This window comes from Microvirgula sp. AG722 (assembly GCF_003269145.1).
Taxonomy (GTDB): Bacteria; Pseudomonadota; Gammaproteobacteria; order Burkholderiales; family Aquaspirillaceae; genus Microvirgula; species Microvirgula aerodenitrificans.
Map to the genome: position 1 here is coordinate 143,080 of NZ_QLTJ01000007.1, position 15,331 is coordinate 158,410.

At 64.6% G+C, this 15,331-nt stretch carries 13 protein-coding genes and 1 tRNA gene; 6 read left to right on the forward strand and 8 right to left on the reverse strand.

Going from position 1 to position 15,331, the window contains the following annotated elements:
* Window positions 1-386: 386 nt before the first annotated feature.
* Both aroB and DFO50_RS11260 read right to left on the reverse strand, forming a co-directional pair.
* Window positions 387-1,478 (reverse strand): 3-dehydroquinate synthase, encoded by a 1,092-nt coding sequence (gene aroB, locus DFO50_RS11255; protein WP_028500229.1) that lies wholly within the window; start codon window positions 1,476-1,478, stop codon window positions 387-389.
* A complete protein-coding gene (locus tag DFO50_RS11260; RefSeq protein WP_036386731.1) occupies window positions 1,475-1,966 on the reverse strand; it encodes a shikimate kinase in 492 nt (163 codons plus the stop codon). The genes aroB and DFO50_RS11260 overlap by 4 nt, the downstream gene beginning before the upstream one ends.
* Window positions 1,967-2,135: 169 nt before the next feature.
* Here DFO50_RS11260 and DFO50_RS11265 point away from each other — a divergent pair, with 169 nt between their 5' ends.
* The 3 genes from DFO50_RS11265 to DFO50_RS11275 all read left to right on the forward strand — a co-directional run bounded on the left by DFO50_RS11265 (window position 2,136) and on the right by DFO50_RS11275 (window position 6,960).
* The gene (locus DFO50_RS11265) at window positions 2,136-4,511 is read left to right on the forward strand and encodes a penicillin-binding protein 1A (protein WP_028500227.1); all 2,376 of its coding nucleotides are present in this window, start codon (window positions 2,136-2,138) and stop codon (window positions 4,509-4,511) included.
* Window positions 4,512-4,583: 72 nt separating this feature from the next.
* Complete coding sequence (gene galE / locus DFO50_RS11270) at window positions 4,584-5,600, forward strand: UDP-glucose 4-epimerase GalE (protein WP_112692515.1); 1,017 nt, start codon at window positions 4,584-4,586, stop codon at window positions 5,598-5,600.
* 247 nt (window positions 5,601-5,847) lie between these two features.
* On the forward strand, window positions 5,848-6,960 hold the full coding sequence (locus DFO50_RS11275; RefSeq protein ID WP_028500225.1) for a glycosyltransferase family 4 protein: 1,113 nt from the start codon (window positions 5,848-5,850) through the stop codon (window positions 6,958-6,960).
* A 36-nt stretch (window positions 6,961-6,996) separates the two neighbouring features.
* Here the strand turns inward: DFO50_RS11275 and DFO50_RS11280 are convergent, their stop codons facing one another.
* From DFO50_RS11280 to rplU, 6 genes are all read right to left on the reverse strand, one after another.
* Window positions 6,997-9,834, reverse strand: coding sequence for an ATP-binding protein (locus DFO50_RS11280; protein WP_112692516.1), 2,838 nt, complete (start codon window positions 9,832-9,834; stop codon window positions 6,997-6,999).
* A gap of 49 nt (window positions 9,835-9,883) precedes the next feature.
* Window positions 9,884-10,528 carry a hypothetical protein gene (locus tag DFO50_RS11285; RefSeq protein WP_233495243.1) on the reverse strand — a complete coding sequence of 215 codons (645 nt, stop codon included), beginning with the start codon at window positions 10,526-10,528 and terminating at the stop codon, window positions 9,884-9,886.
* A 5-nt stretch (window positions 10,529-10,533) separates the two neighbouring features.
* Window positions 10,534-11,799 carry a hypothetical protein gene (locus DFO50_RS11290; RefSeq protein ID WP_112692517.1) on the reverse strand — a complete coding sequence of 422 codons (1,266 nt, stop codon included), beginning with the start codon at window positions 11,797-11,799 and terminating at the stop codon, window positions 10,534-10,536.
* An 8-nt stretch (window positions 11,800-11,807) separates the two neighbouring features.
* The gene (gene obgE / locus DFO50_RS11295; protein WP_028500223.1) at window positions 11,808-12,920 is read right to left on the reverse strand and encodes a GTPase ObgE; all 1,113 of its coding nucleotides are present in this window, start codon (window positions 12,918-12,920) and stop codon (window positions 11,808-11,810) included.
* 194 nt (window positions 12,921-13,114) lie between these two features.
* The gene (rpmA, locus tag DFO50_RS11300; RefSeq protein WP_028500222.1) at window positions 13,115-13,399 is read right to left on the reverse strand and encodes a 50S ribosomal protein L27; all 285 of its coding nucleotides are present in this window, start codon (window positions 13,397-13,399) and stop codon (window positions 13,115-13,117) included.
* A gap of 15 nt (window positions 13,400-13,414) precedes the next feature.
* Complete coding sequence (gene rplU, locus DFO50_RS11305) at window positions 13,415-13,726, reverse strand: 50S ribosomal protein L21 (RefSeq protein ID WP_028500221.1); 312 nt, start codon at window positions 13,724-13,726, stop codon at window positions 13,415-13,417.
* A gap of 202 nt (window positions 13,727-13,928) precedes the next feature.
* Here rplU and ispB point away from each other — a divergent pair, with 202 nt between their 5' ends.
* From ispB to DFO50_RS11320, 3 genes are all read left to right on the forward strand, one after another.
* Window positions 13,929-14,897 carry an octaprenyl diphosphate synthase gene (gene ispB, locus DFO50_RS11310; RefSeq protein WP_107889214.1) on the forward strand — a complete coding sequence of 323 codons (969 nt, stop codon included), beginning with the start codon at window positions 13,929-13,931 and terminating at the stop codon, window positions 14,895-14,897.
* 12 nt (window positions 14,898-14,909) lie between these two features.
* A tRNA-Arg gene (locus DFO50_RS11315) sits at window positions 14,910-14,984 on the forward strand.
* Between the two features lie 219 nt (window positions 14,985-15,203).
* The coding region (locus DFO50_RS11320; RefSeq protein WP_146745053.1) for a DUF1153 domain-containing protein at window positions 15,204-15,331 on the forward strand (128 nt) is incomplete at its 3' end.

A 15,331-nucleotide genomic window follows, 5' to 3' on the forward strand; every position in this document is an offset into this window, starting at 1 on the left:
GATTTCCAATGTCATTACGGGCTTGCCTTCGACATGGCAGCCCGGGGTGAGGGTCGTCTTGCGGCACGGAAGGGAAAACAGGAGAGGGTGCAGGGAAAACCCGGCAGGATGGAAGGTTGCGACGGGCGCGCGGCAAGCGCAGACGTGGCTCGGGTGTCCATGCAGAGTCCCCCTGAAATCGGGTGCGGGCGAACGGCCGGTCGTCAGCCGGCAACACGCGGGCAATGGTGATCATCGCCGCTTTTCCACCCACCCCTGAGTAAGTGTTATGCGGAGATTATTACCAAAACCGGCTACGCCGTGAGGGTATTTGCCCCTCGCTCCGCCATGCCGATCGCCCCGCTGATACAGCAGCCATGAGCATGGTGCAGCAGGGAAAATACCGTTCAGCGCGCGATAAAGCGACCGCCCAGCACCCGGGCCAGCGCATCGGCATCGACGTCCGATTCCACGCTCGCCCGGCCGATGCCGTCCGGCACGACAAAGCGCAGGTGCCCGCCATCGACTTTCTTGTCGTGCCCCATCAGCGACAGCCACGCGTCGAGTCCAAGGTCCGGCGCGCGTACCGGCAGTTGCACCGCGGCCAGCAGGGCCTCGATCCGGTCCAGTTCGCCCGCGGACTGGCGGCCGAGCTGCGCGGCCAGGTCGGCCGCCAGCAGCATGCCGGCAGCCACGGCTTCGCCATGCAGCCAGACACCGAAGCCGAGCCCGGCTTCGATCGCGTGGCCAAAGGTATGACCGAGATTCAGCAGTGCGCGCACGCCTTGCTCCTTCTCGTCCTGCCCGACAATGTCGGCCTTCATCTCGCAACTGCGGCGCACGGCATGGATCAGCGCATCGGCATCGCGCGCCATCAGCGCTGCCGCCTGCGCCTCGCACCAGTCGAAGAAACCGGCATCGCCGATCAGGCCATACTTGAACACTTCGGCCAGCCCGGCCGACAGCTCCCGCGGCGGCAGGCTGTCGAGCAGCGCGATATCGGCCAGCACCAGCCGCGGCTGCCAGAACGCACCGATCATGTTCTTGCCGGCCGGGTGGTTGATTGCCGTCTTGCCGCCGACCGACGAATCGACCTGGGCCAGCAGCGTGGTCGGCACCTGGACGAACGGCGCGCCGCGCTGCCAGCAGGCGGCGGCAAAACCGGTCATGTCGCCCACCACGCCGCCGCCCAGCGCGACCAGCGTGGTCTTGCGCTCGGCGCGCATGTCGATCAGCGCATCAAAAATCAGGTTCAGCGTCTGCCAGTCCTTGTGCGACTCGCCATCCGGCAGCACCACGGCCCGGGTCTGGATGCCGGCGGCCGCCAGCGAAGCCTCAAGCCGCGCCAGATACAGCGGTGCCACCACGTCATTGGTGACGATCAGCGCGCGCGGCTGCGGCAGGACCGGTGCCATCAGTTCGCCGGCCCGGTCCAGCAGGCCCCGGCCGATATGGATCGGGTAGCGACAGTCGGGCAGCGTCAGGTCAAGCGTGATCATGACTCGGGAGTTTCCTTGAGTTTGGCCAGCAGCCGCTGCACCAGCACGCCGACGTTCTGCCGGCTGGTGTCGACAACCACGTCGGCAATTTCGCGATAAAGCGGGTCGCGCACGGCGAACAGCGCTTCGAGCTTGGCGCGCGGGTCACCGGTCTGCAGCAGCGGCCGGCTCTTGTCGTGCGCCGTGCGGATCAGCAGGTCGTCGATGGTCGCGCGCAGATAGATGACCGTGCCGCCGGCCTTCAGCGCCGCACGGTTGTCCGGGTCGAGCACCGCACCGCCACCGGTTGCCAGCACGATGCCGTCACGCTGCATCAGCTCGGCGATCACCGCCTTTTCGCGCTCGCGAAAGCGGTTCTCGCCCTCGATCTCGAAGATGGTGGTCACGCGCACGCCCGTACGCGATTCGACCTCGTGGTCGGAATCGTGAAAGGTTCGGCCGGTCAGACGGGCAAGGTGACGACCCACAGTCGTCTTGCCCGCACCCATCAGGCCAATAAGTATGTAGTTGCCTGCCGTCATGGGGCCGCATTGTAACCAAGGCCCACGCAGCCGTCATGGCCGAGCGGGCCTCAATCGTATCTGTTCGCAACGAAAATGGCAGGCGGACCATCTGGCGCTATACTGCGCTGTTTTCCCATCGGAAGTTTCACCGCACATGTTTTCCCGACTGCTCGGAGGCATCGCCCTGATTGTCGCGGTGCTGATCGTCATCGGCGCAGGTCTGGCTGGTGTCGGCATTGCCGTCACCTATCCCCGCCTGCCCAGCCTTGATGTCCTGACCGCCTATCGCCCGAAAATCCCGCTGCGCGTCTATACCGCAGACGGCGCCCTGATCGGCGAATTCGGTGAGGAACGTCGCTCGTTCACCCCGATCGGCGAAGTCCCGCCGCTGATGAAGAAGGCCATTCTCGCTGCCGAGGACGAGCGCTTCTACGAACACGGCGGCATCGACTACCTCGGCATCGCCCGCGCGGCGGTGGCCAACGTGACCACCGGTCATATCCGCTCCGGCGCCTCGACCATCACCATGCAGGTCGCGAAGAATTTCTTCCTGTCGAGCGAACGGACCTTCACCCGCAAGTTCAACGAGGCCTTGCTGGCATTCAAGATCGAACACAACCTGTCCAAGGACCAGATTCTGGAGCTGTACTACAACCAGATCTATCTCGGCCAGCGCGCGTACGGTTTCACCTCGGCCGCACAGATCTACTTCGGCAAGACACTGGACCAGCTGACCCCGGCGGAAATGGCCATGCTGGCCGGCCTGCCGAAGGCACCGTCCTCGTACAACCCGGTAGTGAATCCGGAACGCGCGCACCTGCGCCAACTGTACGTGCTGCGCCGCATGCGCGAGCTGAACTTCATCGACAACGACCAGTACGAGGCCGCCAAGCAGGAGAAGCTGAAGCTGGCCAGCCGCAACGAGGACTTCTCGGTGCCGGCCCAGTACGTGGCGGAAATGGTGCGCCAGTCGATGTATACCCGTTACAAGGAAGCCGCCTACACCGAGGGCTTCCGCGTGTACACCACGCTGAAATCGGACCCGCAGCGCTGGGCATTCGACGCCGTGCGCGAGGGGCTGATGAGCTATGACCGCCGCCATGGCTATCGCGGACCGGAATCGTTCATCGATCTGGCCGCGCTGCCGGAAGGCGCCGACCGTGACGAAGCGCTGGATGATGCGCTCGCCGCCATTCGCGACTCGGGCTCGCTGCAGCCGGCCGTGGTACTCGAAGCCTCGCCAACGCTGGTCAGCGTCTATCTGCGCGGCGGCGACAAGGTGGACCTGAGGGGGCGGGCACTGAGCTTTGCCCAGCGTTTCCTGTCGCCGAAACTGACGCCGGCGCAACGCATCCGCCCCGGTTCCATCATCCGCATTACCAAGGATGAGGACGGTGGCTGGTCGATCACCCAGATGCCGAAGGTCGAAGGGGCATTCGTCGCCGTCGACCCGAAGACCGGTGCGATCCAGTCGCTGGTCGGCGGCTTCGACTTCAACCGCAACCACTTCAACCGCGTGACCATGGCCTGGCGCCAGCCGGGGTCGAGCTTCAAGCCGTTCATCTATTCGGCCGGCCTCGAACGCGGCTTCACCCCGAGCACGCTGGTCAATGATGCTCCGCTGGTCATCGACCCGCAGACCATCGGCGGCCAGCGCTGGGAACCGAAGAACTATGACGGCCGCTACGCCGGCATGATGACGCTGCGCCGTGGTCTGACCCTGTCGAAGAACCTGGTGTCGATCCGGGTGCTGATGGCCACCGGCACCGACTACACCCAGCAGTATCTGCAGCGTTTCGACTTCGGCCCCAAGCAGCATCCGGCCTACCTGACCATGGCGCTCGGCGCCGGCATGGTGACGCCGCTCGGCATGGCCGAGGGCTACAGCGTGTTCGCCAACGGCGGCTGGCAGGTCAAGCCGTACTTTATCGACCGCATCGAGGACAGTCTGGGCCATGTGCTGGCCAAGACCGCCCCGATCGTGGCCGGCCAGAATGCCAGGCAGGTCATCGACCCGCGCAACGCGTTCATCATGACCAACCTGATGCAGGACGTGGTCAAGTTCGGCACCGGTCGCAGCGCGCTGTCGCTCGGCCGCAGCGACCTGGCCGGCAAGACCGGCACCACCAACGATTCGCGGGATGCCTGGTTCGCCGGCTTCGCCCCCGGCGAGCTGGTCGGCATCGCCTGGGTCGGCTTCGACAACAACAAATCGCTGGGCGGCGGGGAAACCGGGGGCGGCGCCGCGCTGCCGATCTGGATCTCGTACATGCGCCACGCGCTGAAGAGCGTACCGGAAGTCGAGCTGCCGGTGCCCAGCGGCATCGTGGTCAAGCCGGGTGCCGGCCTGCACGGACAGCCCGAGTATTACTATCAGGAATTCCTGCAGACCAGTCCGGAGCTCGGCCTCAACAACCAGGCCAGCCGCTCGGTGGAAAGCAATGAAGCCGACCCGGCAGCCAGCCCGAGCACGCCGCCGCCGGACTCGGCGCGCGATGCAGTAGAGAACGTGAAGGAACAGCTGTTCTGATGCTGTGCCTGGCGGAAGGGGCCTGCCGGCTCCTTCCGCCATCCAACCATTTTAAAATGCCATCACACCGCCATGACCACCCTTCTTGTTACCGGTGGCGCCGGTTATGTAGGCAGCCACACCTGTGTCGAACTGCTTGAGGCTGGCTACGAGCTGGTCGTGCTGGACAATCTGTGCAACAGCAGCCGGGAAGCCTTGCACCGGGTGGAACGAATCACCGGCAAGCCGCTGATCTTCGTGGAGGGTGATATCCGTCACGCCGGCACGCTGAAGCAGCTGTTTGCCCGGTACACCATTGACACCGTCGTCCATTTTGCCGGACTGAAAGTTCTGGGCGAGTCAGTGTCAGCGCCACTGAGCTATTACGACAACAACATCGGCGGCACACTCACCCTGCTGACGGCCATGCGCAGCCATGGCGTGAAATCCCTGTTGTTCAGCTCTACCGCCGCGGTCTATGGCGACCCGCATCAGGTACCGATCACCGAAGACTTTCCGCTGTCCGCGACCAACCCCTACGGCCGCAGCAAGCTGATCGTCGAAGACATGCTGCGCGACCTGCACCGCGCAGAGCCGGACTGGTCGATCATGATCCTGCGCTATTTCAATCCGGTAGGGGCGCACGAGAGCGGGCTGATCGGGGAAGACCCGCAGGGTATTCCCAATAATCTGATGCCGTTTATTGCACAGGTCGCCGTCGGAAAGCGGGAATTCTTGTCTGTATACGGCAATGACTACCCGACAGCGGATGGGACCGGCGTGCGTGACTATCTGCATGTGGTCGATCTGGCGGTTGGCCACGCGATGGCCATTGAGGCACTGGGCAACGCCCCCGCCGGACAGCTGCACACCTGCAACCTGGGCACCGGGCGCGGGTATTCAGTACTGGATGTCGTACATGCTTTCGAGCGAGTCAGCGGTCGCAAGGTCCCGCATGTCCTTGCTGCCCGTCGTCCGGGCGACGTGGCTACCTGCTATGCCGATCCCGCTCGGGCAGAAAGGGAACTGGGCTGGAAAGCGACACGCGGACTGGATGCCATGTGTGCGGATACATGGCGATGGCAATGCGACAATCCTCACGGTTATTGAGCGAAATGGGTAACTATCCGGAGTGAATATCCATACTGCTGCTTGCCAGATATTTACCATGCTCGCTGAGCTGGAAAATTCCAGATTGCGCCAAGCCCGCCCAACTTCGGCCGAGAGTATCAGTCAGTAATAATGCACATGGTGGAAACAGCTCCTTTTATCAGAACAGATCCACCCCACTGTTTTTTCGCGGATTTTCATCTACAGCTTTCCGCGTCAGGAGAGCCCAATCCGTTAGAATATCGGTATGGTTCTCTTCGTATCCACTCTACTGACCAGCTTTATGCTTACCTTGTGGCTGGTACGCAGTAGTCACTTTCATGCCCGGCTCAGTGCGGACTCCGACCTGTCAGGCGTGCAAAAATTCCATGTTGCCCCGGTGCCCCGCATCGGCGGTGTCGCGTTGCTCATCGCACTGGGCACTGGCTGGCTGGTACTGTGGTTGCGGCACTCGCCACTTCACACCGCCTACCTGGGGCTGCTGGCAGTCACGCTGCCGGCCTTCCTCAGCGGGCTGTATGAAGACATGTCCAAACAGGGCGGGCTGGGCCTGCGCATGGCGGGGATCCTGCTGTCAGCGGGACTGGGATGGTGGCTGCTCGGTGTCCAGATTACGCGGCTGGACATCCCTGTCCTGGAGGCAGCATTGCGCTACCCGGCCGTCTCCCTGTCGCTGACACTGATCGCCATCTGCGGCGTCACAAATGCGATGAATTTCATCGACGGCTACAACGGGCTGGCGACAGCCGTCGCGGCCATCATGCTGGGTGGCATTGCCTATGTCGCCTTCCTGCTCGGCGACCACCTGATCTGGTCATGCGCAATAGCCGGCATCGGAGCCTGCCTGGGCTTCCTGCTCTGGAACTGGCCGCGCGGGCTGATCTTTCTCGGTGATGGCGGTGCCTATCTGCTCGGTTTCCTGATCGCCGCACTCGATATCCTGCTGGTCGCACGCAACCCTCAGGTATCACCCTGGTTTGCGCTGCTGCTGGTCAGCTACCCGGTCGTCGAAATGACATTCACCGTGCTGCGCCGGACGTCACGGCGCTCGAACCCGGGCATGCCGGATGCCGCCCACCTGCACCAGCTGATCTACAAGCGGCTGATGAAATGGACGGTTGGCAGTTCGCGCCCGGCCGACAAGCTGTTCCGCAACTCGATGACCTCGCCGTACCTGTGGCTGCTGTCATCGCTGGGCGTAATACCGGCAGTACTGTTCTGGAACAACACCCGGCTGTTGCAGTTGTCCACACTGCTGTTCATTGCCGCCTACATCTGGCTGTACCGCCGCATTGTCAAATTCCGGACACCGCGCTGGCTGGTCGTCCGCGACCGGCAGTCCCACAAGGATCGGCAATAACCGGGGCCGCGCTTTTCACCCGGAGGTTCCCGGCGCTCAACGATCCGCGCGCTCGTCAACCGGCAGCGTATCCGGTGCACTGCCCTTCCGCCGCACCTGCAGCAACGGCGGCGCCCACGCTTCACCCGCCCGCTTCTTGCGCGTCGCCAGCGTCAGCTCGCTCGGCGCAAAGATATTGATGTTGTGCGTATTCGGGGTGGTGATCAGGTACTGGGCTTCGGTCGCGCGCAGGAAGCTCGACACCCGGTCAATATTGAAGATGTCCAGGTGGGCAAACGGTTCGTCGATAAACACGAAGCCGGATGGCTGGGACTCGTCCATCATCAGCCCGACCAGCAGGATCAGTGATTTCATCACCTGCTGCCCGCCGGACGCCTCGCCGTCATTCAGCCCCATCATGCCCTTGTGGTCGAAGTTGAAGCGTACGGTCAGCCCGGCCTGCAGCAGGCGGCTGTCGTCGTCGCCGAACTCGGGCAAGTCGGCCTCGACCGCAATGCCGGACAGCTCGCCCAGCCGTTTCAGGTTGCGGCCATAGGCGCGTACCGTGGCGCGCAGCTTGCCGACATAGGCGCTGCGCGCCTCGTCGGTCAGCGCACTGGCGCGCTCCACTTCCGCGCCGCGTTTCTGCATGTCGAGGTCAAGCGTGACCAGTTCGTCGCGCAGCAGGTCACGGCTGGTCAGTACGGTTTCTTCCCGCTCCCACTCGCCCAGTTCCAGCCGCTGACGCGCATAGCGCAGTGCGTGCTCGGCATCCCCGGCATCACCGAATTCACCGGACAGCGCTTCCAGATACCCGGCATCCAGCCAGCGCGGGTCGAGCCGTCGGGCCAGATCGCGCAGACTGGCCAGATCACGGCGCACCATGCGGCGCGCCTCGACCGCGGCCAGTTGCAGGGCTGACAGTCGCTGCGACTGCTGTTGCAGGTTCAGCGCCCGTCGTTCGTGCGTGCGACGGGCCTGGTCGTGTTCGTCACGCGCCTGGCGCTCGGCCTCCTGCGCCGCCGCCACGGCGGCGCCGATATCGGCGGCGCGCGCGGCGAGATCGCGGCGGCTGGCTTCCAGTGCGGCATATTCGTCGGCACGCGCTTCCAGCAGGCGGATGGCATCGACCCCGCCCAGGTATTCGGCCAGTTCGCGCGCTTCGCGATTCAGTGCCAGTTGCCGCTCTTCCTCGGCCAGGATGTCACGGTTGACCCGCTCCAGCCGGGCCTCGACCTGGGACAGCCGGGCCTGGCGCGCTGCCTCGCCAAAAGCGAGGTCATGCGCGGCCACGCCGATATGCCGGCCGCCGCGCCGTTCGCGCAGATAACCGTCCGGCGTGATCCACTCGCCGCCCAGTGCCTCGCCTTCGCGCTCGTCGGCGACCCGCCGGGTGTCATTCAGAATGCGCGCCAGCCAGCCCGGCACGGCCGAAGCAAAGCGCACCACTTCCAGCACACTGCCCGGTTTGGCACGCGGTGCCGGCTCGGCATCCGGCACGATAAAGTGCCGGTAGCGCAGCCGGCGTCCGAGTGCGAACGCGGTTTCGCGGTCGGACGGATTGCCGAGCAGCACCAGATGGCGATACGGTTTCAGCAGCGACTCGACGGCGATCTGCCAGTCCGGATCGGTGACTTCGACCCGCTCGGCCAGCAGCCCATGGTCGACGCCCTGCTCTTCCAGCGCGATGCGGAACGCCCGCACCTCGTCCGGTGCGCGCCGGCCACCCGAGGACAGCGCCGCACGTTCGACCCCGAGCTGTTCGCGCTCGTCACGCCGGGCCTTCAGACTGGCGCCGAGCGCGGCGGCTTCCTGGCGCAGCATTTCATGCCGGGCGGCCAGTCGGGCCTGGTCATCGCCCCAGTCCTTGCCGGACAGCGCCTGCAGCCGGTCACGCTCTTTCAGTTGCGCGTCCAGCCCGGCGCATGCCTCGCGCACCGACTGGAACTCGGCCAGCACCTGCCGGTAGTGATCGCTGGCCGCGACACGACGGGCATCAGCCTGCGCCTCGGCCCGTGCCAGCCCGGCCAGATCGGCCTGATCCAGCGTCTGCGCCTCGCACTCGCGACGCCAGGCCGCGCGCGCCGCGCGTTCGTCACGCCAGTGCTGGCGCAGCTTGCCCCGGCCCTCGATATAGCCGAGCGTCGGCAGCACTTCGCTTTCCAGCCGGGCGATCTCCTCCTGCAGCGCACGCCACTCGACATAGCGATTGGCGCGACCGACGGCGTTTTCCACCCGCGCAGCCAGCACATCGCGGCGTTTGGCCAGTTCGGCCAGTTCGATCTCGGTCTGCACCTGTTCATCGCGGGCGGCGGCATAGTGATCGAGCACCGCCTTGTCGCCGAACACCTGGAACACCAGGTCCAGCAGCGCACGCGGCGAGTATTCACACAGCTTGTCGGTATCGCCCTGCTCCAGCGCCAGCACCTCGGCAATCGCCGGCGTCAGGCCGGCGGCCTCCAGCCGCTGGCGGTATTCATGCACGCCCAGCCAGGTGACGCCGGCTTCCAGCTCGTCGCCAAGCGGGACATCGCCTTCCAGAATTGCGTAATGGCGTACCCAGTCGCCGCCCTGTTTCCTGACCCGGCACAGCAGGGTCACGCGTTCGCTCATCAGCGGGAAGAACGGCGTCGGGTACAGGCCCGATTCGAGCCGGCGCGGGTTGTCGACCACACCGCGCAGCCAGGCGAATGGCGAACGATTGTTGCGCACATAGCGCTTGTAGTCGCGCTTGCCGGAACAACGCAGCGCCAGCAGGGTCCGCAGCGCATCGAGCAGCGTGGTCTTGCCGGAGCCGTTCGGGCCGGTGATGGTGACGATCTGGGCGTCCAGCGGCACGGTCAGGCGCTGCCAGTAATCCCAATGAACCATTTCGAGGGCGCGGAGTTGAAACATGCGTTGGACCGGATTCCAGTAAGGACAGGGAGCGGGGCAAGCCCCGGGTTCAGAGGCCGGCGTCCTGCCGGCGCTTGAGCAGCACTTCGGACAGCGCGCCTTCGAGGATGCGCGGTGCGAGCTGGCCGTAGTCGATCAGCGTATCCAGCAGCGGCCCCTCGGTCAGCAGCTTCTGCCGGCGAACGATAAAGCCAAGGTTCACCAGCCGGCCAAGGTTGGCACTGAACTTGGTGCGACCGCCAAGCAGATTGCCGAAGTCGGCGTAGATCGCCTCCTCGTTGACGCCGACCGACACGTCGTCGCCAGTGGCGATCGGCTTGCCTTCGCCGAACATGTCATGCTGCGACTCGCGGCCGGCTTCGACCCGCGCATGCTGGCGCTCGCGCTTCGGCAGCACGATCAGCGCCCACAGCACCACCAGCAGCGCCACTGCGTCGCGCGGCAGCTCCAGCGTATTGTTCTGCCAGGTTTCGCCCTGACCGAACACCGCCTCATGCTGCGCCGGCTGCAGGCAGACCGCCACTTCAGCCGCGTACGGGTTGTCGGCCAGGGACAGCCCGACCTGGGCCAGCCGTTCGTCCAGCGCCTGGCGGAACACCTCGTCCATCAGCGCGCGGCGAACCAGCTTGTCGCTGCGGGGAAGCGTGCGGTGCGCGATCAGTCGCGCGGAAAGCGTTGCAAGGTCAGCGTCCATGCGGCTCAGCGATCAGTAAAAGGAATCAGTTGCGCGTCGGACAGCGACGCGATTTCGGGGTGATCGGGATGGGTCAGGCCCTCGCCACCGGCCAGTGCCCACGGCGCGGTCGCCAGCCGCGACAGCGCGCCGGCATCATCGCCCGGCTCGGGGTCACCCAGCAGCGCCAGCAGCGACATGCGATAGGCAGTCTCGGCATAGCTGTCGGCCAGCACGACCCCGGCGATCGGCGCCATCCGGCCCGGCGGCAGCGCGTCAAGCGCTTCGAGAAAGGCGTCGGCCTCCTGTTGCCGCTCGGCCGCCTGCGGCTCGGCATCGTCGGTCGCGCGCGACGGCGGCAGTCCGGTGGTCGCCGCCACTACCCGCTCGCGGGCAATCAGTTCGTATTCGGCCACATCGGCCAGTTCCGGCGTGGACAGGAAAGCCGCCAGCGGCGGCGGGGACAGCACGCCATCCAGCAGGCCGGCCAGTGCCGGCGCACTCTGCGTGCGCAGCCAGCCGGCAATATCGGTCGAGGTCAGGCCGCTCTGGCCAAGATGGACCCGCTGCACCGCCAGTTGCGCCAGCCGGCGCTGGAAAGTGCCGGCCAGATGCAGCATGCGTGCCTGGGCATAGGCCACCTGCTGCGCGGCGGCCAGTGTGCTCAGGTCCTGGGTATCGTCACGGATGATGGCTCGCACGACTTCCGTCCCGCGCGCCACCCAGCGCCATACCGCTTCCAGCCGGCCCTGGGCCGCACGGATACGGAATTCGGATTGCGATTCAAGGGCTTCCTCGAACTCGGCATGCAGTTCGTTCAGCCGGGCCAGCAGATGGGTCAGCGCTTCGCCGCTGACTTCGCCCATCGCCTGACCGGCAGCCACCTGTCCGGCCAGATAGCCGAGTTCGGCATCGTCGCCGTCCAGCTGCACCAGCGTGGCCAGCGCCGCCAGAACCCGGCGCGCATGTTCGGCCAGTTGGTAGTCGCCGCTGTCGGCGTGCCACAGCAGCAGGCCGTTCTCGCGCAGCCGCTTGAGCACGGTGTCGAGCTTGGTCGGGTTCAGATAGGCAAAGCGCTGCTGCAGATCCTGCGGCGTCCAGCGCGGTGCGCCGGCGCGGGCGCCGATTTCGCGCAGCACCAGCAGCCGGACCAGCACTTCGTCCTCCCCGCCACGAAACAGCGTGATCAGGGCATCGATCACCTGCCGGGCGCCGAGCAGATCGCTCAGCGCCGGCAGGTCGGCCGGAAACAGTCCCGGCGCCAGAAAATCGGCGAGCGTATCGTCGCGCATGCGCGGAATCAGGCGGCCGGGTTGTACGGCTGCTCGGCGGCGGCGAGTTCTTCCTCGCTGCGTTCGGCGGCGCGCACGTGTTCCAGATGGGTCATGATCGCGTAGCACAGTTCGCGCGTTCCCTCGCCGGTCAGTGCCGACATGGTGAACAGGCGCGGCTGCATCGGATCGTAGTCAGCCAGCTTGTCGACGGTGAAGTCGACCCCATAGGCGTCGAGGAAGGCCCGGGTCTTTTCGATGCGGTCGGCTTCGTCGAGCATGTCGAGCTTGTTCAGCACCAGCCAGCGCGGCTTGTTGTACAGATGCTCGTCGTACTTGCGCAGCTCCTCGACAATGGCGCGCGCTTCGGCCACCGGGTCCACTTCCGGGTCGAACGGCGACAGGTCGACGATATGCAGCAGCAGACCGGTACGCTGCAGGTGCTTGAGAAAGCGGTGACCAAGGCCTGCGCCTTCGGCTGCACCCTCGATCAGGCCCGGGATGTCGGCGATGACGAAGCTGCGGTTCTCGTCGATGCGAACCACGCCCAGGTTCGGGTGCAGGGTGGTGAACGGGTAATCGGCGACCTTGGGTCGCGCAGCCGACACGGCAGTGATGAAGGTCGACTTGCCGGCGTTCGGCATGCCGAGCAGGCCGACGTCGGCCAGCACCTTCAGTTCCAGCTTCAGCGCGCGCTCCTCGCCCTCTTCACCCTTGGTGGTCTGACGCGGTGCGCGGTTGGTGGAACTCTTGAAATGGATATTGCCCAGCCCGCCCTTGCCACCCTTGGCCAGCACGGCCTGCTGGCCATCGTGGGTCAGGTCCGCGACCAGTTCGCCGGTCACCTGGTCAACAATGACCGTGCCGACCGGCATGCGCAGGATGATGTCGTCCGCGCCCTTGCCGTAGCAATCGGCGCCACGGCCACCTTCGCCATGCCGGGCGATGTACTTCTTGACGAAGCGGTAGTCGACCAGCGTGTTGATATCCTTGTCGGCAACAGCGATCACGCTGCCGCCACGACCGCCGTCGCCACCGTCCGGGCCCCCCTTGGGCACGAACTTTTCGCGCCGCATGCTGGCGGAGCCGTTGCCGCCCCTGCCGCCGACTACTTCGATTTTCGCTTCGTCAATAAACTTCATGGTGTCTCCGGTACGCGGTGGGGATGCGCCGCGCGCGCAGGCGGGGCAGCCGGACGGCGCCAGTGCGCCGTCTCCTGAAAAACGAAAGCCCTATCACAAGGATAGGGCCACTGCTGACAAATCCTGCCACGGGGGGCGCTGGGCGCCCGGTGCGACCCGACCTTGTCAGCAGTCAGGCATGCGCTGCCTGTGGCTCAGGCTGCTACCGCTTCTTCCACGCCGGTGTACGGCAGGACGACGACGGTCTTGCGCTTGAGCGCGCCCTTGGTCACGAACTTCACATAGCCGTCGACTTTGGCGAACAGGGTGTGATCCTTGCCGCAACCGACGTTTTCGCCAGCGTGGAAACGGGTGCCACGTTGACGGATGATGATCGAACCAGCCGGAATCAGCTCGCCGCCGAACACCTTGGTGCCGAGGCGTTTTGCCTGTGAGTCGCGGCCGTTACGTGAACTACCGCCAGCTTTTTTGTGTGCCATGATTCTGCTCCTGGATTACTTCGAAATTTCGTCGATGCGAATTTCGGTATAGTTCTGGCGGTGGCCTTGATGCTTTTGGTAGTGTTTCCGACGACGCATCTTGAAGATGCGGATCTTGTCGCCACGACCATGGGAAATCACAGTGGCCTTGACAGTGGCACCAGCCACCAGCGGGACACCGACTTCAACCTGCTCACCATCAGCAACCATCAGTACCTGGTCCAGTACAATCTGGCTGTCGATGTCTGCCGGTATCTGTTCTACTTTGAGTTTTTCGCCAATGGCAACTTTGTATTGCTTGCCACCGGTTTTTACGACCGCGAACATAGACATTGAACTCCAATAAACTTCCACGAACCATTCGCGGAAGAGGCAAGAGGATACGCAAGTCGCTGATTGGCGTCAACTTTCCCGACCCGTTCTGCCCCCTTCGCCGCGCCAGCCAGCCCGTTACGCAGACAGCATCACGCGTCCCGCGCTTTTTGTTACAATCCGAACGTTCTCCGCGCGTTTCCGAGTCGAGTCTGCCGTGCCTAACCCGTTGTATCGAAAACTGATTGCCGACGACATGCAAGCCGTCGACCAGGTCATCCGTCGTCGCCTGCATTCTGATGTAGTGCTTATCCGGCAGGTTGCCGACTACATCATCAACGCTGGCGGCAAGCGCATGCGCCCCGCCGTCGTGCTGCTGGCCGCGCGTGCGCTCGGTCTGTCCGGCGACAGTGTGCACGAGCAGGCGGCGATGATCGAATTCATCCACACCGCCACGCTGCTGCACGATGATGTCGTCGACGAATCGAGCCTGCGCCGTGGCCGCGAAACCGCCAACGCGATGTTCGGCAACGCCGCCAGCGTGCTGGTCGGCGACTTCATCTACACCCGCGCGTTCCAGATGATGGTCGCCACCGACAGCATGCGCGTGCTCGAAGTCATGGCCGGCGCCACCAACGTCCTCGCCGAGGGCGAAGTGCTGCAGCTGCTGAACATCGGCAACACCAGTATCGACGAAGCCGGCTACCTGCGCGTGATCCAGTACAAGACCGCCAAACTGTTCGAGGCCGCCGGCCGGCTGGGCGCCATCCTCGCCCGTGGCACGCCGGAGCAGGAAGAAGCCCTGGCCCGCTACGGCATCGAACTCGGCACCGCGTTCCAGATCATCGACGACGTGCTCGACTACTCGGGCGACGCCGACACCATCGGCAAGAGCCTCGGCGACGACCTGGCCGAAGGCAAGCCGACGCTGCCGCTGATCTACGTCATGCGCCAGGGCACGCCGGAACAGGCTGCCGTCGTGCGCCAGGCACTGGAACAGGCGAACCGTGACCATTTCGATGCGGTGCTGGCTGCGGTACAATCCAGCGGCGCGCTCGACTATGCCCGCGAACAGGCCTGGGCCGCCGTGCACCGCGCGCAGGATGCCATTTCGATCCTGCCCGACACCGACGCCCGTCAGGCACTGTGCGATCTGGTGCATCAGGCCGTCGACCGCACCAGCTGAGTTTTCCCGTGAGTCTCCGTAGTTAAATGGATATAACGGCCCCCTCCTAAGGGGCAGTTACAGGTTCGATTCCTGTCGGGGGCGCCACACTGAAGTCCGCAGCAGTCCGGCAACAGCCACCAAACCCGCATGGCGCAAGGCTTTGCGGGTTTTTTGTTGTCCTGAGGGGTCCCGCAGCATCCGGCAGCAGCCGGACCGGATTGCGGTTATTTCCGCTGTTATCAGGTAAAAAAACAAAAAATCGATAACAGCAGACTGTAATGACCCAGTAAAAACCTGCTCACGCCATAATCAAGGAAACAGACGATGAGCGTGAAGAGGGAAGAAGATATCAAACGATGGACGGCCAGGCGCAAGAGCGCGCTGGTGCTGGATATCATCCAGGGCAAGACCACGGTGGCCGAGGCCAGCCGTGCCTATGATCTGTCTCCCTC